We start from the raw sequence: 17,896 nt of genomic DNA, 5'->3' as shown, positions 1-17,896 counted from the left end.
CAAATTTACATTTTAGCGAACTTTTTACGCTTAAAATTCCTGAAAATTATCCTTTTGGTTCCCTGCCGTATGAGGTGTAGGGAGGCTTTTTTGCCGATTGTTTTAATAAATTATTAAGTTTTATTTGTGATAAGCCGCGCAGAGTTTATATCTTTGGAACAGATTCAAAATTATTGGAAGTTATGTTCGAATTCGATCAGTATCTGGGTTTCTTGGCTTTCCTCGTTATTTTAACAATGGGTTTCTGGCTCATGATATTCTTAATGGCGATTCTTCCTTACTGGATAGGAGGTTCTGTTACGGAGCTGCTTAAAGAGAAAAAGGAAGCAAGGAAAAAAGCTAAAGAACAAAAAGCATAAAAAAAGGGACTAGATAAGTCCCTTTTTTTATTGTTGATTGTTTGCTTCCGGAAATTAGAATCCTTCCCCGTCCATCATACCATCCTCATTATCTCCTCTTCCGTTTCTTCTTTCCTTTTGCTGGTTGAACCTGTAAATAAACGATAGATTTACCGATTGCCCTTGTCTCCACTGGAACTCTGTATATCGCTCATAGGTCATAGTTTCGGTGAAGGACTCTCTTTTCCTGGAATTGAGCAGATCTCTCACATTTAATGAAACTGTGGCATTATCATTAAGGATATCTTTGCTGAATGCAAGATCAAGAGAAAGGTATCCTTCCCTGGTTCCTTGTACTTCTTCTGCAGCACCCCTGTAAAACGCGTTGGTTTGCCAGTCTATTTTCGCCGGAAGGCTGACTTTAGAACTGAACCTTGCAAACCAGCTGGTATTCTCTGCGCTATAATCCACACCATCGAACTCTCCTGAGGTCTTAAACTGGAAAAAGTTGAAACTCCCGTTTAGTCTTAACCATTTCGCCGGATTATATAATACGCCCAGTTCAGCTCCCGTACGATCGTTGCTGCTAAGGTTAACCGGAATAGTCCTGATGATATTGGTTCCCGGAACATTTTCCTGGATTCTTTCAAACGAATCATCTTCGTGCTGATAATAAACTGAAGAAGTGAAGGTGATCTTTTTCCATTTTTTGAGGTATCCAAGGTCAAAGGCATTCGAATAAGCCGGTTTTAAGTTCGGGTTTCCCTGGAATACGTTATTATTACTGCTTCTTGAAGGAAAAGGATTAATGAACCAGCCTCTTGGCCTGTTGATCCTCCTGTTATAGCCGAAGGTGATATTCTCCTTTTTACCTAATTCGTAAGTAATGTTAAGAGTAGGGAACAGGCCAAGGTAATTGTTATCGAAATTGGTGTCTATTGGAAAACCGAAAACTTCTTCGATCTCTTCGTCGGTTAACCTGGAGTCTATTTTTCCCTTAAGCTGGGTGTTCTCCAATCTTAAACCAAGAAGAAAGGATAAGTTGCCCAATTTGGATCCGTATTGTGAATATAATGCGTTTACGTTCTCGGTATAATCGAAAATATTCGATAAATTCTCATTAAGCACCAGCTCACCGGACTCTGTATCTTCCTGTCTTAACCTGTAATCTGTGATCTCATTTTCAAAATTCCCGCGATACCCGGCTTCAAACTGTGAATCTTCCCCAAAAGGTAACACATAATCGGCCTGGATAAGATATTCGTTCTGTTTTTCGGTAGTAGTTATACGTTCATCAAAAAAGTCGGGTGCATAATCAATATTGTTGTATTCCTCTACTTCATTGATTCTTCCAATTTCCGTTTCCCGGTCATTTTCATACTGGAAATCGGCAGTAAGCTTATGTCCTTTATCGTTGAAATTGTTTATATAATTGAAGGCGACCTGGAAGCTGTTGTCTTCTTCAGACTCCTTTTCAATTCTCCTGGTTCCGAAGGCTTCAGAACTATTCAGAAAATAATCGGTAATATTCGTGGTAACATCCTCATCTTCCCCGTAGCGGTAGAAGATACTACCCGTAAGAGAAGATTTGTCTGTAAGGAAGTATTCTACTCCAAAGTTGGTGTTGAAATTTCGGTTGAGCCTTGCCATATCACGATCTTCTATGATACGGTCAAAATCATTTTCACTGGCATCCTTATAGCGGGTATCAAAATATACGTAACCCGGGGCATCAAAATATCGAAATCCAGTGGTATTGAAAATATTGAATTTTCTGGTGCGATAGTTAAGGTTGGACTGAATTCCTGCATTTGCCGGGATGCCCCCGTTCAAATTAAGAGAGCCGTTGAAACCTAAGGTCTTTTCCTTTCTCAGAATGATATTCAGGATCCCTGCGGTTCCTTCAGCATCATATCTGGCTGATGGGGAGGTGATCACCTCTACACGTTCAATGGCTTCTGCCGGAAGCTGATTCAGGATATCGGTAGACCCAAAACCTGCCATAGCTGAAGGTTTTCCATTAATCAGGATTCTAACATTCTCGTTTCCCCTAAGTGCGATACCTCCGTCTATATCTACGGTGACCGATGGGACATTGTTAAGGGCGTCACTAACGGTGCCGCCACCTGTAGTAAGATCTTTTCCAATATTATAGATCTTTTTGTCCAGGCGTATGTCCACCTGGGTGGTTTCTGCTCTTACCACGACCTCATCAAGGTTACTGGAGCTTATGCCCAGCGGTACGTTACCCAGGTTGAGATCAGAATTGATCTCACGGTCGTTATAGCGCTTAGGTTCGTAAGAGATGAATTCGATTATGATGTCGTAGGTTCCCTCAGGCACATCTATAGAGAAATTTCCTTTCCTGTCGGTAACCCCGCCGGTAAGGTCCTGCCGGTCGCTGGTATTTACTACAGAAATGGTCGCATATTCCAGAGGAACTTCAAGATCATTGTCGATCACTTTTCCGGTTATGGTATGCACTTCCGGTGACCCCTGTTGGGCCTGCATTGAAAAATTAAAACAGAGCAATAGCAGCGGAACCGCCGCTATAGATAATAACTTTTTGGTGGTCATAGAATCTTTTTGTGTTTTGACTCCAAAAAGTGCGAATGGTTTAAAAAGGGATCGGGGAATTTTAAGAAAACAGGGGAGTTGTATAAGATCGAAATCAGGCTTAGCCGGAATTCAACAACTAAGCCTTCTGGGTGATCTCCTTATTCAATTGGGTATAGTCTTCAAATTGCTCTTCAGACAAGAACTTCTTTAAGGCCTTGTGTTCAGAACGCTGAACCGCCTGTAACTTTCTGACCATACTATCCTCATTAATCGGAGAATTTATGATCTCATTCTTCCTGATGGTATATTCAATTATTACATTTTCCAGCAGTTCGGTCTGAACCGCTGTAAGTGCCAGTTTATCCTTCCAGGTTAGTGCAAGCTCCTGCGCGATCTCTTCCAGTTCCTGCCTGCTGCGTTGATGTATATAGATCTGGGAATACACAAATCCGGCAACCATTAGTCCGGCCAAACTTATAAGAGCTATCCTGTGCTGAATTTTCATAAGTTGAGTGTATTATTAATTATTTAAAGTACTTTGTCAATATTGTCTGCCGGTCTGCCAATAACGGCTTCCCGGTCATTTTCTACTATAGGTCGTTCAATTAGTTTTGGATTCCTGGTCATTACCGTGATAAGTTCCTTATCGCTAAGATCTTTATCTTTGTACTCCTCTTTCCATATCTTTTCATTCTTCCTTACCAACTGGATGGGAGAGATGTTCATCTTATCAATAAGCTCTGCCAGCTCCTCTTCACTAAGAGGCTCCTTAAGGTACTCCCTTATTTTATATTCTTTACCTGAATTCTTTACAATCTCAAGTCCTTCGCGGGATTTCTTACATCTCGCGTTGTGATATATAGTGATCATCTTTTTCTAAATTTTTTCAGTTTTAAAATAAGCAATAATTATTTAAAAATAAAATGACTTTCGTTAGTCTTTAATCTTCTTCCCGTTGTCCCATCATCATAAGATAGGCCTTCAGGAACCGGTCAATCCCGCCATCCATAACATCGTCTACATTCCCGGTCTCTTCACCCGTTCTTACATCCTTTACAAGTTTGTAGGGGTGCATTACATAATTCCTTATTTGCGATCCCCATTCGATCTTCATCTTGGAATCCTCGATCTCCCGTTTCTGAGCCTGTTGCTTCTGAAGCTCGATCTCATAAAGCTGACTTTTAAGCAACTGCATTGCTTTATTCTTATTTTCCAGCTGGGAACGGGTTTCTGAATTCTCGACAACGATACCGGTAGGGGCGTGGCGCAAACGCACGGCGGTCTCCACCTTGTTCACATTTTGCCCTCCGGCTCCCGAAGCCCGCATAGTCTCCCAGGAGATCTCTGAAGGATTGATCTCTATTTCTATGCTTTCATCTGCCAGCGGATATACGTATACCGAAGCAAAAGAAGTATGTCTTTTCGCATTGCTGTCAAAAGGCGAAATACGAACCAGGCGATGCACGCCGTTCTCACCTTTAAGCCAGCCAAAGGAATATTCTCCTTCAATTTCAAGGGTTACGGTTTTGATTCCCGCAACTTCTCCGGCCTGATAATTGAGCTCCCTGATCTTATAACCGTTTTTCTCGGCCCACATTAGGTACATCCGCATCAGCATTTCAGCCCAGTCACAGCTTTCTGTACCTCCGGCACCGGCAGTGATCTGGAGTACCGCGCTCAGATTGTCACCTTCTTCAGAAAGCATATTCTTGAATTCCAGCTTCTCGATAAGGTCTAAAGCCTTGTCATTCCTGTCTTCCACATCTTCAACTGAAGCTTCGTCTTCTTTGTAAAACTCGTAGATCACCTCCAGGTCATCGACGAAAGTTTCAGCTTTTTCGTAATCCTCAACCCATTTTTTCTCGGCATTCACTTCTTTCATTATAAGCTCAGCCTTTTTAGGGTCATCCCAGAAATCGGGGGCAAAGGTTTTCTCTTCGAGATTGGTGATTTCTATTTTCTTGGCATCAATGTCAAAGATACCTCCTTAACGCACCCAGGCGCTCTCTAAGATCCTTGATCTGCTCGGTTGTGATCATTTTCTGTGATTTTTGAATGTAAAAATAGAATTTACCTGGCCTCTCCGAAAGTATTTAACGATTATTTTATAGTTTTAGACTTCTGAAGAATTACAGTGAAAACGGCCGACCGGTCTAGGGGTTTGAAAACCAGTGAATCTAAGGTGGAGTCCCGATTTTTACACTGAACCAATAAAATTTAAAATTGAATGAAAGAAATAGATCTTAGAAGCGATACGGTTACAAGACCAACCAAAGGAATGTTGCAGGCAATTATGGGAGCTGAAGTTGGCGACGATGTCTATAAGGAAGATCCCACGGTAAATGAACTGGAGCAAAAGCTTGCCAGGATGTTCGGGAAAGATGAAGCGCTTTTCTTTCCTACAGGGAGTATGGCCAACCAGGCAGCGATAAAACTTCATACCCAACCGGCCGAGCAGTTAATTTGTGATAAATGGGCCCACGTTTATAATTATGAAGGGGGGGGAGTTTCCTTTAATAGCGGGGTATCCTGTAAACTTGTAGACGGGGATCGCGGAATGATCACCTGCGAACAGGTGGAGGAGAGCATTAATCCTCCCGATTTCTACCATAGTCCCTTAACCAGCCTCGTATGTTTGGAAAATACCACCAACAAAGGAGGAGGAGCCTGCTACGATATGAATGAGGTCAAAAAGATAAGAAAGCTGTGTAATAAGCACGGACTAGGACTTCACCTGGATGGGGCAAGATTATTTAACGCTCTTGTTGCTAAAAATGAGGACCCTAAGGATTATGGAAAACTCTTTGATACCATTTCTGTGTGTTTGTCTAAAGGCCTTGGGACTCCTATGGGATCTGTATTGATTGGAAATAAAGATCTAATGCAGAATGCCATAAGAGTGCGCAAGGTACTGGGCGGCGGAATGCGTCAGATCGGGTTTATGGCCGCCGCCGGAGTTTATGCTTTAGATAATCATGTAGAACGTCTTAGTATAGACCATAAAAGAGCTTCAGAAATAGGAGAGACCCTGGCTGATCAGGCTTATGTAGAGGAAGTAGAGCCTGTAGAGACCAACATCATTATCTTTTATTTGAAGAAGGCTTCAGATGAAGCAGGTTTTATGAAACAGCTGGAAAAGAATAATATCAGGATAAGCAATATGGGCCAGGGGAAACTGAGGATCGTGACCCATCTGGATTATTCAGAAGAAATGCACCAGAGATTCCTCGATGTTCTGGATAATATTAAACTCTGAATCCTGTAATGTTTAAAAAAAGAAACCCGGCAGATCGATCTGCCGGGTTTCTTTGTATGGTTTTACGGATGTTATTTGAACATATCCAGCCCGGGAATATCAGGCATCCCGTCCTTGGCAACAGCACCAAGTTCAGCTTCGTTTACTTCCGTGGCTCTTGCAATGGCCTTATTGAGCGTGAGAACAAGGTAATCTTCCAGTTGTTCCTTATCTTCCATCAATTCATCGGCTACCGAAATATTCTTGATCTCGCGGGTAGCGGTAATGGTAACTTTTAAAAGACCATCGTTTGATTCTTCATCGATTAAAACCCCTTTAAGGCGTTCTTTGGTCGCTTCTACTTTTTCCTGGGTTTCCTTGATTTTATTCATCATACCCATCATATCTCCAAACATAGTATTCTTTTTTAATGACTAAAAGGCAAATTTACTAAATTACAGCATTAAACCAGCCGATATGAAGTATCTAATATTTATTATTCTATTTGGAAACTTTACCTTTGCCCTTGCTCAAAAACAGAACGATTTGAAAAAAGAGATTTTACCTCCAAAAGCGAAAAAAATTGAGAAGAAACTGGAGATCCACGGGGATGTTCGGGTTGATAATTATTACTGGATGAATGAAAGAGAGAATCCGGAGGTGACTAATTATCTGAATGAGGAGAATGAATATAATGAGCAGATGACGGCTCATACCAAGCAACTTCAGGAGGAACTGTTTAATGAAATGAAAGGCAGGATAAAGGAAGATGATAAGTCTGTGCCTTATAAACTGAACGGATACTGGTATCTTACCCGTTTCGAAAAAGGTAAGGATTATCCTATATACTCAAGAAAGAAAAGGGATCTCCAGGCCGGTGAAGAAGTGCTCTTCAATGTAAATGAAATGGCTGAAGGCTTCGACTATTACAGTCTTGGTGGCCTTAACGTAAGTCCGGATAACAAACTCGTAGCTTTTGGCGTGGATACCCTAAGCCGTCGTAAATACACCATCCAGGTTAAGAATCTTGAGACAGGAGAGATCTATGATGAGAAGATAGAGAATACCACCGGGGGCTCTACCTGGGCAGCTGATAACAAAACCCTGTTTTACTCCAAGAAAGATGAGACCACGCTGCGGCCTTATAGGATTTATAAGCACGTATTGGGTACCGACCCGGCCAAAGATGAACTGGTGTTTGAAGAAACCGACGAAACCTTCGGCACTTATGTCTATAAATCGAAGTCCAGGGAATATATTATCATAGGTTCAGGGAGTACTCTAACCACTGAATACCGGATATTAAAGGCCGATAATCCTGAAGGAGAATTCAAGGTATTCCAACCCAGGGAACGGGGACTGGAGTATAGTATTTCGCATTACGGGGACCATTTTTATGTGCTTACCAATAAGGATAAGGCGGTGAACTTTAAACTGATGAAAACCCCACTAGATAAGACTGAAAAAGAGCATTGGGTAGATGTGATCCCTCACAGGGAAGATTACCTGCTTGAAGATATCGATATCTTCAAGAAGTATCTGGTGGTGAGCGAAAGGAACAACGGGCTTAACAAGATCAGGATCATCAGGTGGGATAATAGCGGGGAACATTATATTCCGTTCGATAATGAGACCTATACTGCATATACTTCAATAAACCCCGCCTTCGATACGGATATACTTAGATATACCTATAACTCCCTGACCACGCCCACTTCGGTTGTAGATTATAATATGGAGACCAAAGAAAAGACCGTATTAAAGGAGCAGGAAGTGTTGGGAGGAAAATTCAATAAAGAGAATTATACTTCAGAAAGGATTTGGGCAACGGCCGAAGACGGCACGAAGATACCGGTGAGCCTTGTATACCGAAAAGGCATCAAACTGGATGGAACCAATCCGTTGCTGCAGTACGCTTATGGTTCTTACGGTTCTACTATAGACCCTTATTTTTCAACTGTAAGGTTGAGTCTGTTGGATCGTGGGTTCATTTATGCAATTGCTCATATCAGGGGAGGGGAGTACCTGGGTCGTAACTGGTATGAGGATGGAAAGCTATTCAGTAAATGCAATACATTTACCGATTATATTGATGTTTCAAAATATCTGATCGAGCAGAAATATACTTCGCCAGATCATCTTTACGCAATGGGTGGATCAGCAGGGGGATTGCTTATGGGTGCTGTGGTAAATATGGCTCCGGAGCTTTATAACGGCGTGATAGCAGCGGTTCCCTTTGTAGATGTTGTGACTACGATGCTTGATGATAGTATCCCGCTAACTACGGGAGAATATGACGAATGGGGAAATCCCAACAACAAGGAATATTATGATTACATGATGAGTTATTCTCCTTACGATAATGTGGTAGCCCAGGATTATCCGAATATGCTGGTAACTACGGGACTACACGATTCGCAGGTGCAATACTGGGAGCCGGCCAAATGGGTCGCTAAATTAAGAGAGCTGAAAACCGATAATAATATCCTTTTATTTCATACCAATATGGAGGCAGGACACGGTGGGGCTTCAGGAAGATTTGAAGCCTTGAGGGAAGTTGCCGAAGAGTATGCCTTTTTGCTCGATTTGGAAGGGATTAGGGAATAATTAAAATATTTGCCTTAACTTTGAGCGGTTTTTGCAGTAAACTTTATGGCCTAAGCCCGAAAGTATGTAAACCTAATTTTGTAAAGAACTTCATTTTATGAAAGAAGAGTTGCAAGTGTATGACAACGTATTACAACTTATAGGGAATACGCCCCTCATACAGCTTAACAAAATCACAGAAGGCCTGAAAGGTGAGTATTTCGCCAAAGTAGAAGCCTTCAATCCCGGTCACTCTGCTAAAGATCGGATCGCCCTTTATATCATTGAAGAGGCTGAGAGAAAAGGAATCCTTAAACCAGGTAACACTATTATCGAAACTACCTCCGGCAATACGGGCTTTAGTATCGCCATGGTGAGTGTGATCAAGGGTTATGACTGCATCCTGGCGGTAAGTTCCAAAGCTTCAAATGATAAGATAGATATGCTGAAAACTATGGGAGCCAAGGTTTATGTTTGCCCTGCCCACGTTTCAGCCGATGACCCGAGATCCTACTACCAGGTAGCTAAACGTCTTCACGAGGAGACCAAAGGTTCTGTTTATATCAACCAGTACTTCAATGAGCTGAATATCGATGCTCATTTTAACAGTACCGGTCCTGAAATATGGAAACAGACCAATGGGGAGATTACCCATTTAATAGCCTGCAGTGGGACAGGAGGTACAATTTCGGGGACCGCAAGGTATCTGAAAGAACAAAATCCGAATATTAAGATCATCGGTATCGATGCTTACGGATCGGTTTTGAAAAAATATCACGAAACCAAAGAATTCGATTCTGCGGAAATTTATCCCTACCGGATCGAAGGCCTTGGGAAGAATTTAATACCAACTGCCACCGATTTCGATATTATTGATAAATTCGTGAAGGTGAGCGATGAAGACAGTGCTCATACCGCACGTGAACTTGCTAAGACCGAAGGTCTTTTTGTTGGCTATACCAGTGGAGCAGCCACGCAGGGCTTAAAACAGCTCGCTGAAGAAGGTGAATTTGACCAGAACAGCAAAGTGGTGGTAATATTTCCGGATCACGGTTCCCGTTATATGGGTAAAATATACAGTGATGACTGGATGAATCAGCAGGGTTTTTTCGACACAAAGAACGAGGCCGAAGCAGAAACCATACAGATTATAAAGTAAAAGCTTAATGAATTCTGAAAATAAATAAAGAAGCATCCTTGGTTTTAAGGATGCTTCTTTATTTATTAGCAACTTGGTGTTTTTAAAATAACTTTGTACAATTGAGTCATTTTTAAGTATTTTTGCGGCTCTTATAAAAAACCATCGATGAGAGATTTATTTGATAAAATATATAAGGATAAGGGACCCTTGGGAAAATGGGCTGAACAGGCAGAAGGATATTTTGTATTTCCAAAGCTGGAAGGACCTATTTCTAACCGAATGAAATTCAGAGGTAAAGAAGTGATCACCTGGAGTGTGAACGATTACCTGGGGCTTGCCAATAACCCGGAAGTGCGCAAAGTGGATGCCGAAGCAGCAGCAGAATACGGTTCAGCTTATCCTATGGGAGCGAGAATGATGAGTGGTCATACGGACCTTCACGAGAAATTGCAGGACGAGCTGGCTTCTTTTGTACACAAACAATCTGCTTATTTATTGAATTTCGGTTACCAGGGAATGGTTTCCACTATTGATGCTTTGGTTTCCAAGGCCGATGTTATTGTTTATGATGTAGACGCACACGCCTGCATTATTGACGGGGTAAGATTACACCTTGGTCAGCGTTTTACCTACAAGCATAACGATATGGAAAGTATCGAGAAGAATCTTAAGCGTGCCACCAAGATCGCTGAACAGACCGGAGGAGGAATCCTTCTTATTTCTGAAGGAGTTTTCGGAATGCGCGGTGAGCAGGGAAAACTGAAAGAGATCGTTGAGCTTAAGAAAAAATACAACTTCAGGTTATTCGTAGACGATGCTCACGGATTTGGAACTCTTGGAAAAACAGGAGCCGGAGCAGGTGAGGAGCAGGGCGTTCAGGATGAGATTGACGTTTATTTCGCCACTTTTGCGAAGTCTATGGCCAGTACCGGTGCATTTATAGCATCAGATAAAGAGATCATAGATTACCTAAAATATAACCTGCGTTCACAGATGTTCGCCAAATCTCTGCAAATGCAGTTGGTGGTTGGTGCCCGTAAGCGTCTTGAAATGCTTAGAACTATGCCAGAGCTTAAGAACAAGCTTTGGGAGAATGTGAATGCGCTTCAGAATGGTCTTAAGGATCGTGGATTTGACATAGGAACCACGCAGAGTTGTGTTACCCCGGTTTATCTGAAAGGAAGCATTCCTGAGGCTATGGCTTTGGTTAAAGACCTTAGGGAAAACCACGGAGTGTTCTGCTCGATAGTTGTTTATCCTGTAATTCCTAAAGGACTTATTCTGTTGAGAATGATTCCTACAGCAACTCATACCCTTCAGGATGTGGAAGAAACCCTTGATGCCTTTTCAGCTATCAGGGAAAGACTGGAGAATGGAACCTATAAAAGGCTTTCGGCTTCTGTAGAGGCTTCAATGAACGAGAAAGCTTAGTTATAAGTCTAAATCAAACATAAAAAAAGCCCGGAATTTTATTCCGGGCTTTTTTGTTAATTCTTATTTTTCCTTCTAAAGAATCCCCTTTTTTCAGATCTCGAACGTCTTCTTTTTTCAGATTGAGTAGCCTCTCCGCTATATTCCTGCTCTTCGTGAAAATCGAGCCTGTAAGATAATCCGCCGGCTACCTGCCAGCGTTCAGGAGTATCTTTAAAGTTGACCAGACCAGAAACATCTACCTGCAGATTTTTAGTTAACAGGTAAGCCATTCCCGCCCTTGCAAGATCATCGGCATACAGGTCGCTGATTATCGTCTGGAACTCCCCGAAAACAGCAAATCTAGGCGTTACAGCGTGGGTTAGGGTCGCAATTCCCTGGTAGGTTGAGTATTCTTCGGTGAACTTGTCAGCAATAAAATTGAGCACCAGTACCCAGCGCCCCCAGTTGTTCTGGGTTATAATTGCAGCTTTCGGGCTAATGGAGCCTTCTCCTTCCGGTGTGTAAGGGTTATCCCAGAAGTTAAGATTGGCACCTCCGTAAACCGAGATAGCAGGGATGAGTTTCTTCCACTTAAATCGCTGATTGGCTTTCCAGCTGTATAAATTAGGTTTGTCTTCTGCATTTTTATAGGGATCATACAATAAGGCCTTTGCACCAATCACCGTGGTAGGAAAGTTACTTCTCTTGTATTCTTCATCAAACCCGCCAACTCTCAGAGTTGTGGTTTCTGCCTGGTAGGATCCCATAAAGTTAAGTTCGAGGATATCGGTAAGCACTCCGACTCTCAGGGAGTAATCTGCCCCGTAAATATCGGTATTGGTCTTGTATAATGCGTGTTTGTCGTTTCCGTAGAAACCTCCGGCTTCCAGCTGATAAACCCCGGTACCTACAGCGAAGGCGCCCTGGGATTCTCCGGGGCGGTTAGAGTTTAGGGTTTCGGTATATTGAGCGTTTATGGTGTAGCTTGTGCCAAGAATCAGCAATACAAGTACTTGTAATTTTCGCATAGTCTGGTGAGTTTTGTATCTCAAAGATAGGAGAATTATTATTTTTTTAGGAGCGAATAAACTTCGAAACTCCCTGTTGTTTTTTATTTTTGCAAAAAGGAAAAACATGTACGAAGCATCATTTTCCGGAGTAATTAAAACGATTCTTATCGTTCTGTTAGTATACTTCGGTTTTAAAATATTAATCCGCTGGTTCGGGCCACTTCTGCTGAAGTATTTTATGAGGAAGATGGGAAGGAAGTTTGAGCAGCAATTCAAGCAACAGGCAGGTCAGTACCAGTCCGGAAAAAAAGAAGGTGATATTAGCATTGATAAGAAACCCAAGAATAAGCGAAATTCCAATAAAAATGTAGGGGAGTATATCGATTACGAAGAAATTGATTAATTTCGGTCGTAATAAAATCCTTTTTAATGGCTAAATACAGGCATTTACTTCCCCATTTATTTGTTTTAGCGGGCTTCATAATTATTTCCTTATTCTATTTCAGCCCTGTACTTCAGGGTAAAAAGATCTTCCAAAGCGATATTGTACAGTATATCGGGATGGCTAAGCAACAGAATGATTTCCGGGAGCAAACCGGGAAAGAGACCTTCTGGACCGATGCAGCCTTCGGGGGAATGCCTACCTACCAGCTTGGTGCTCATTACCCTCATAATTATGTGAACAAACTGGATAAGGTCCTTAGGTTCCTGCCACGTCCTGCAGATTATCTGTTCCTTTATTTTATTGGATTTTATATCTTATTAATGTGCCTAAAGCTGGATTACAGGCTTGCTTTCCTGGGAGCTTTGGCCTTCGGGTTTTCAACCTATCTCATAATAATTCTCGGGGTTGGGCATAATTCCAAGGCCCACGCCATAGCTTATATGCCAATGGTTCTTGGAGGTATTATCCTGACATTTCGCCAGAAATATTGGGGCGGGTTTTTACTGCTTGCCTTTTCGATGGCCCTAGAGATAGGAGCGAACCATTTTCAAATGACCTATTATCTGCTGTTGCTGGTTATAGTACTTGGAATTGCATATCTGGTGGACGCTTACCGAAGGAAAACCATACCGGAATACTTCAAGGCCTTGGGTATTATGGTGGTGGCAGTTATACTTGCTATAGGCGCCAATGCGACTAACTTACTGGCAACACAGGAATATGCAGCACATAGTACCAGAGGAGATACCGGGCTTACCATCACCCCTGAAGGTTCAGATAAACCTGATAGCGGACTTACTTATAAATACATCACCGAATACAGTTACGGGATCGCTGAAACCTTTAATTTACTTATTCCCCGTTTTATGGGTGGCTCAAGTTCTGAAGATGTTGGAGAGGATTCTGAGGTTTATAAAGAGCTGCTTAATCTTGGAGCATCTCCAGTACAGGCAAAAAACTTTGCTGAAGGCGCGCCTACCTATTGGGGAGATCAACCATACGTTGGAGCACCTGCATACATTGGAGCTGCGGTGATCTTTTTATTTGTTTTCGCCCTGTTCCTTGTCCGCGGGAGATTGAAATGGTGGATCATTGGCGGAAGCATTCTGGCTTTATTGCTTTCCTGGGGAAGGAATTTCGGGTTTTTGACGGAGTTTTTTATCGATTATGTGCCTCTATACAATAAGTTCCGGGCCGTTTCTTCCATACAGATCATTATTGAATTATGTGTTCCGCTTATGGCCGTATTTGGTTTGTCTAAATTATTCAATCCTAAGGTCGATCTTAAAGCAAAACAATACGCTCTCCGGTATTCGGCAATAATTACGGGCGGTTTATTGATGATATTCCTGCTTTTTAAATCGGTTTTATTCGATTTCAGCGGGGCTTCAGACTCTAATTTGATACAACAACTGGGTATCGATTTTGTGAGAGCCCTTAAGGAAGACAGAAAGGCGATTTTTACTGCAGATACCATAAGGTCGCTGGTTTTTGTAATCCTTTCTGTTGCGCTTATCTGGGTGTATTTGCAAAAATTCATTTCGAAGAAATTGGTGATACTCGGCTTTGCCGTTTTGTTTGTAGTAGATCTGGTTGGAGTGGACAAAAGATATGTGAATAACGACGATTTTGTAAAGGCAAGAGAAATGGAGAAACCATTTCAGATGAACGAGGCTGATGCCCAGATCCTGCAGGATACCACAAGATATCGTGTTTTTGACGTTTCCGGAAGTCCGTTCAATACCGGAAGAACCTCTTATTTCCATAATTCCATTGGTGGATATCACGCTGCCAAACCTGGAAGAATTCAGGACCTGTATGACTTTTACATTTCCAGGAATAATATGAAAATACTAAGTATGCTTAACACCAAGTATTTTGTTGTTCCGGGAGAAGAAGGAGTGCAGGCCCAGGTTAATCCCAATGCATACGGTAATGCGTGGTTTGTTAAAGATGTTAAGTGGGTGCCTTCAGCTAACCAGGAAATTCTGGAGCTCAAGGAGACAGATCTTAAAAACATTGCAGTTATAGATGAAAGGTTCCGGGAAAACTTTTCCGGAGATTTCAATTATGATCATTCGGCAAGTATTGAGCTTATTAGTCATCAGCCGAATGAGTTGGTTTATAGAACATCGGCAGATGCACCACAATTCGCCGTATTTTCAGAAACTTATTACCAGCCCGGATGGCAGGCTTATATTGACGGAGAGCCCGTAGATCACCTTAGAGCCAATTATGTATTACGGGCTATGAATATACCGGCAGGAGAGCACCATATAAGTTTCAGGTTTGAACCCGAAGTGGTGAATACCGGAAGTGCAATTGCTCTTGCCAGCAGTATAATTCTTGTTTTGGCGATGCTGGGCGGTATATTTTATGGTTTTAAGAAGGATTAATATCCTGATAAGCCGGAATAACAATCAATGAAAAAAGTCCTGATCATAACATATTACTGGCCTCCTGCGGGTGGCCCGGGAGTTCAGCGCTGGCTGAAATTCGTTAAATACCTCAGGGATTTTGGAGTTGAACCGGTTTTATATATCCCAGAGAACCCCAGTTACCCGATTACCGATAAAAGCTTTCTGAATGAAGTCCCGCAAGATATCAGGCTTATAAAAAAACCTATTTTTGAGCCTTATGCTTTAGCCAGTATATTTTCCCGAAAACAGACCAGAACCATTAGCTCGGGTATCATCGCCAAAGAAGAGAAGCAGAACTTTGTGCAGCGGCTTATGCTTTATGTTAGGGGGAATTTCTTTATTCCCGATGCCCGGAAATTCTGGGTCAGGCCTTCGGTTAAATTCTTAACAGAATTTCTGAACACGGAAAATATTGATACTGTGATTACAACGGGTCCGCCGCATAGCCTTCACCTTATAGGACTTAAACTGAAACGGAAACTTGATGTAAAATGGATAGCTGACTTCAGGGATCCCTGGACCAATATTGGTTATCATAAAAAACTGAAACTTTCACAGGCTTCCCAAAAGAAGCATATCAAGCTTGAAAAAGAGGTGCTGAATGAAGCCGACAGGATAATCACGACTAGCTTTACCACTAAAGAAGAATTTCAATCCAAGACAGACAAACCGGTAACAGTTATCACTAACGGCTATGATATTACTTCAGGGGAGGATCTATCTGAATCAGGTAAAAAATTCAGTCTTGCGCATATTGGTTCTCTATTGTCTGAAAGGAATCCAAAAAATTTGTGGGAAGCCCTATCGGAACTTGTTCAGGAAAATAAAGACTTCTCCAGGGATCTGCAACTGGATCTTGCAGGAACGGTAAGTGAAGAGGTGATTGAAAGTATAAACAAATACAGGCTGGATAATCATCTTAAATTGCACGGGTATTTAAGTCACCGTGAAGCATTGAAAATGCAAAGAAGCAGTATAATTCTGCTGCTTATTGAGATAGACAGTGAAGAAACCAAGGGAATTATTCCCGGGAAAATATTCGAATACCTGGCAGCCAAAAGACCTGTAATAGCTATTGGGCCACCTAACTGGGATGCAGGAATCATCCTTAAGGAAACTGAAGCTGGGAAGGTGTTTGGTTATGAAGAGAAGAAATCCTTAAAAGAAGAAATTTTAGGTTCTTATAAGTTGTTTAAAGAAGGACAATTGCAGTGCGACTCTAAGAATATAGAAAAATACAGCAGAAAACAACTCACAGGTAAATTAGCTAAACTTATAAGCGAGGTCTAAAAGATGGGGATAGTCATAAAGCAGTCGTTTAAAAATCTTGTCACAACCTATTTTGGATTTGGGATTGGTGCGATCAATACGCTGTTCCTGTTCACTTATTTTTTAGAACAGCAATACTATGGGCTCGTTAGCTTTCTGCTCTCTGCAGCTAACCTGATCTGGCCCTTTATGGCCTTCGGGGTGAACTCTACCCTGGTGAAGTTCTATACTTCCTATAAAACAAGGGGAGAACGGGATAAGCTGTTGAATATGATACTTTTTCTGCCACTTATCGTTTCGGGGATTCTGGGACTTATTGGCTTTTTAAGTTATGACCTTCTTCTGAAGTATTTTTCTGATGAAAACCAATTGGTGCAGCCCTATATCTGGCTCATCTTCGTTATTGCAACCGCAACCGCCTATTTTGAAGTGTTCTTCTCCTGGACCAAGGTGTTTTATAAAAGCGTACTGGGGAACTTTATGAAAGAAGTTTTTCACAGGTTCTGTGTCAGTGTGCTGCTCGTGGCTGTTTATCTTGACCTGATTAGTATTCCGCAGTTTATTTATGGGGTTGCCTCCGTCTTTGTTTTCAGGACTCTTGTGATGGGGGCCTATGCATTTATGCTTTACACCCCAAGAATACGTTTTAGATTTCCTGAGAATTATAAGGTGGTACTTAAATATACTTCCCTTATCCTTATTGCGGCATCTGTGGCTATGGTATTGTTAGACCTGGATAAGGTGATGATAGAATATTATCTTCCTATAGAAAACGTTGCCGTTTACGGAATTGCTGTTTATATCGCTACGGTGATTTCGGTGCCTTCTAAGGCGATGCAGCAAATCACCAATCCTATGACGGCGGGTTATTTAAATAATGGGGACAGGGAAAGCCTTAAAGACCTTTACACGAAGAGCTCTTTAAATTTGTTAGTTGTTAGCGGGGTCATTTTCACCCTTATCATAACCAACCTGGAACAGCTCTATGAAATGATCCCTGATGAGTATGAAATTAGTGTCCTTGTGGTCTTGCTAATCTCTTTGATAAAACTCTACGATAATCTTTTGGGTAATAATAATAGTATTCTTTTCAACTCAGATTATTACCGGATTGTTCTGGCAATTGGGGTATTACTGGCTATTACGGCTTTTCTTCTCAACCTGGTATTTATTCCCTGGCTTGGGATCATAGGGGCCTCAATAGCTACTTTTATAGCCTTTTGCTCATATAATACTTTTAAGGTCTTTCTGGTTTACCGTAAGTTCAGGCTGCATCCATTTACCAGCAAGACCTGGCAAATTCTTCTAAGCATAGCTGTTTTTTGTATTGGATTTTACTTTTGGGATTTCCCGTTTCACCCCATTTTGAATATTGCTTTGAAGTCGGCTATGATTTGTGCCGGATTTATTTTCCTTGCTTATAAATTTAGGTTTTCTGAAGAGGTAAGTGTTATTGTAGGACGTTTTCTAAAGTAGACCA

Annotated in this window: 15 protein-coding genes; 9 read left to right on the top strand and 6 right to left on the bottom strand. The window is 41.7% G+C overall.

Going from position 1 to position 17,896, the window contains the following annotated elements:
- Positions 1 to 182 precede the first annotated feature (182 nt).
- A complete protein-coding gene (locus tag ACFQ3Q_RS09870; RefSeq protein WP_380745272.1) occupies positions 183 to 359 on the top strand; it encodes a hypothetical protein in 177 nt (58 codons plus the stop codon).
- A gap of 54 nt (positions 360 to 413) precedes the next feature.
- Here the strand turns inward: ACFQ3Q_RS09870 and ACFQ3Q_RS09865 are convergent, their stop codons facing one another.
- From ACFQ3Q_RS09865 to prfB, 4 genes are all read right to left on the bottom strand, one after another.
- On the bottom strand, positions 414 to 2,915 hold the full coding sequence (locus ACFQ3Q_RS09865; RefSeq protein ID WP_380745270.1) for a TonB-dependent receptor domain-containing protein: 2,502 nt from the start codon (positions 2,913 to 2,915) through the stop codon (positions 414 to 416).
- A gap of 118 nt (positions 2,916 to 3,033) precedes the next feature.
- Positions 3,034 to 3,402 carry a hypothetical protein gene (locus ACFQ3Q_RS09860; protein WP_380745268.1) on the bottom strand — a complete coding sequence of 123 codons (369 nt, stop codon included), beginning with the start codon at positions 3,400 to 3,402 and terminating at the stop codon, positions 3,034 to 3,036.
- A gap of 23 nt (positions 3,403 to 3,425) precedes the next feature.
- Positions 3,426 to 3,767, bottom strand: coding sequence for an arsenate reductase (glutaredoxin) (gene arsC / locus ACFQ3Q_RS09855; protein WP_380745267.1), 342 nt, complete (start codon positions 3,765 to 3,767; stop codon positions 3,426 to 3,428).
- Positions 3,768 to 3,837: 70 nt separating this feature from the next.
- Positions 3,838 to 4,936 (bottom strand): peptide chain release factor 2 gene (gene prfB, locus ACFQ3Q_RS09850; RefSeq protein WP_380745265.1). Its coding sequence is split into 2 segments (ribosomal slippage): positions 3,838 to 4,872 and positions 4,874 to 4,936, totalling 1,098 coding nucleotides; the frame shifts between segments, so codons are not numbered across the junction.
- 188 nt (positions 4,937 to 5,124) lie between these two features.
- On the opposite strand from prfB, the gene ACFQ3Q_RS09845 reads away from it, so the two are divergent.
- Positions 5,125 to 6,153, top strand: coding sequence for a threonine aldolase family protein (locus ACFQ3Q_RS09845; protein WP_380745264.1), 1,029 nt, complete (start codon positions 5,125 to 5,127; stop codon positions 6,151 to 6,153).
- Positions 6,154 to 6,224: 71 nt separating this feature from the next.
- Here ACFQ3Q_RS09845 and ACFQ3Q_RS09840 read toward each other — a convergent pair whose 3' ends face one another.
- Positions 6,225 to 6,548: a YbaB/EbfC family nucleoid-associated protein gene (locus tag ACFQ3Q_RS09840; protein ID WP_380745262.1), complete on the bottom strand. Its 324-nt coding sequence runs from the start codon at positions 6,546 to 6,548 to the stop codon at positions 6,225 to 6,227.
- A gap of 61 nt (positions 6,549 to 6,609) precedes the next feature.
- On the opposite strand from ACFQ3Q_RS09840, the gene ACFQ3Q_RS09835 reads away from it, so the two are divergent.
- The 3 genes from ACFQ3Q_RS09835 to ACFQ3Q_RS09825 all read left to right on the top strand — a co-directional run bounded on the left by ACFQ3Q_RS09835 (position 6,610) and on the right by ACFQ3Q_RS09825 (position 11,290).
- A complete protein-coding gene (locus ACFQ3Q_RS09835; RefSeq protein WP_380745260.1) occupies positions 6,610 to 8,739 on the top strand; it encodes a S9 family peptidase in 2,130 nt (709 codons plus the stop codon).
- 97 nt (positions 8,740 to 8,836) lie between these two features.
- The gene (locus tag ACFQ3Q_RS09830) at positions 8,837 to 9,877 is read left to right on the top strand and encodes a PLP-dependent cysteine synthase family protein (RefSeq protein ID WP_380745258.1); all 1,041 of its coding nucleotides are present in this window, start codon (positions 8,837 to 8,839) and stop codon (positions 9,875 to 9,877) included.
- A 147-nt stretch (positions 9,878 to 10,024) separates the two neighbouring features.
- On the top strand, positions 10,025 to 11,290 hold the full coding sequence (locus ACFQ3Q_RS09825; RefSeq protein ID WP_380745257.1) for an aminotransferase class I/II-fold pyridoxal phosphate-dependent enzyme: 1,266 nt from the start codon (positions 10,025 to 10,027) through the stop codon (positions 11,288 to 11,290).
- A gap of 56 nt (positions 11,291 to 11,346) precedes the next feature.
- Here the strand turns inward: ACFQ3Q_RS09825 and ACFQ3Q_RS09820 are convergent, their stop codons facing one another.
- On the bottom strand, positions 11,347 to 12,300 hold the full coding sequence (locus ACFQ3Q_RS09820) for a transporter (protein ID WP_380745255.1): 954 nt from the start codon (positions 12,298 to 12,300) through the stop codon (positions 11,347 to 11,349).
- A gap of 106 nt (positions 12,301 to 12,406) precedes the next feature.
- Between ACFQ3Q_RS09820 and ACFQ3Q_RS09815 the strand changes: the two genes are divergently transcribed.
- The 4 genes from ACFQ3Q_RS09815 to ACFQ3Q_RS09800 are packed head-to-tail and all read left to right on the top strand — an operon-like array spanning position 12,407 to position 17,892.
- Complete coding sequence (locus tag ACFQ3Q_RS09815; RefSeq protein ID WP_380745253.1) at positions 12,407 to 12,685, top strand: DUF4834 family protein; 279 nt, start codon at positions 12,407 to 12,409, stop codon at positions 12,683 to 12,685.
- A gap of 26 nt (positions 12,686 to 12,711) precedes the next feature.
- Positions 12,712 to 15,123, top strand: coding sequence for a YfhO family protein (locus ACFQ3Q_RS09810; RefSeq protein WP_380745252.1), 2,412 nt, complete (start codon positions 12,712 to 12,714; stop codon positions 15,121 to 15,123).
- A gap of 27 nt (positions 15,124 to 15,150) precedes the next feature.
- Positions 15,151 to 16,437 (top strand): glycosyltransferase family 4 protein, encoded by a 1,287-nt coding sequence (locus tag ACFQ3Q_RS09805; protein ID WP_380745250.1) that lies wholly within the window; start codon positions 15,151 to 15,153, stop codon positions 16,435 to 16,437.
- A gap of 3 nt (positions 16,438 to 16,440) precedes the next feature.
- Complete coding sequence (locus tag ACFQ3Q_RS09800) at positions 16,441 to 17,892, top strand: lipopolysaccharide biosynthesis protein (RefSeq protein WP_380745248.1); 1,452 nt, start codon at positions 16,441 to 16,443, stop codon at positions 17,890 to 17,892.
- Positions 17,893 to 17,896: the final 4 nt, after the last annotated feature.

This window comes from Salegentibacter chungangensis, assembly GCF_042678405.1.
In the GTDB taxonomy this organism is placed as follows: domain Bacteria; phylum Bacteroidota; class Bacteroidia; order Flavobacteriales; family Flavobacteriaceae; genus Salegentibacter_A; species Salegentibacter_A chungangensis.
This window is presented reverse-complemented; position numbering and strand designations above follow the sequence as displayed.

Bases quoted from the DNA above. Each gene is read 5' to 3' on its own strand.
- ACFQ3Q_RS09870 (WP_380745272.1), top strand. From the start codon at position 183: ATGTTCGAATTCGATCAGTATCTGGGTTTCTTGGCTTTCCTCGTTATT.
- ACFQ3Q_RS09865 (WP_380745270.1), bottom strand. From the start codon at position 2,915: ATGACCACCAAAAAGTTATTATCTATAGCGGCGGTTCCGCTGCTATTG.
- ACFQ3Q_RS09860 (WP_380745268.1), bottom strand. From the start codon at position 3,402: ATGAAAATTCAGCACAGGATAGCTCTTATAAGTTTGGCCGGACTAATG.
- arsC (WP_380745267.1), bottom strand. From the start codon at position 3,767: ATGATCACTATATATCACAACGCGAGATGTAAGAAATCCCGCGAAGGA.
- ACFQ3Q_RS09845 (WP_380745264.1), top strand. From the start codon at position 5,125: ATGAAAGAAATAGATCTTAGAAGCGATACGGTTACAAGACCAACCAAA.
- ACFQ3Q_RS09840 (WP_380745262.1), bottom strand. From the start codon at position 6,548: ATGTTTGGAGATATGATGGGTATGATGAATAAAATCAAGGAAACCCAG.
- ACFQ3Q_RS09835 (WP_380745260.1), top strand. From the start codon at position 6,610: ATGAAGTATCTAATATTTATTATTCTATTTGGAAACTTTACCTTTGCC.
- ACFQ3Q_RS09830 (WP_380745258.1), top strand. From the start codon at position 8,837: ATGAAAGAAGAGTTGCAAGTGTATGACAACGTATTACAACTTATAGGG.
- ACFQ3Q_RS09825 (WP_380745257.1), top strand. From the start codon at position 10,025: ATGAGAGATTTATTTGATAAAATATATAAGGATAAGGGACCCTTGGGA.
- ACFQ3Q_RS09820 (WP_380745255.1), bottom strand. From the start codon at position 12,300: ATGCGAAAATTACAAGTACTTGTATTGCTGATTCTTGGCACAAGCTAC.
- ACFQ3Q_RS09815 (WP_380745253.1), top strand. From the start codon at position 12,407: ATGTACGAAGCATCATTTTCCGGAGTAATTAAAACGATTCTTATCGTT.
- ACFQ3Q_RS09810 (WP_380745252.1), top strand. From the start codon at position 12,712: ATGGCTAAATACAGGCATTTACTTCCCCATTTATTTGTTTTAGCGGGC.
- ACFQ3Q_RS09805 (WP_380745250.1), top strand. From the start codon at position 15,151: ATGAAAAAAGTCCTGATCATAACATATTACTGGCCTCCTGCGGGTGGC.
- ACFQ3Q_RS09800 (WP_380745248.1), top strand. From the start codon at position 16,441: ATGGGGATAGTCATAAAGCAGTCGTTTAAAAATCTTGTCACAACCTAT.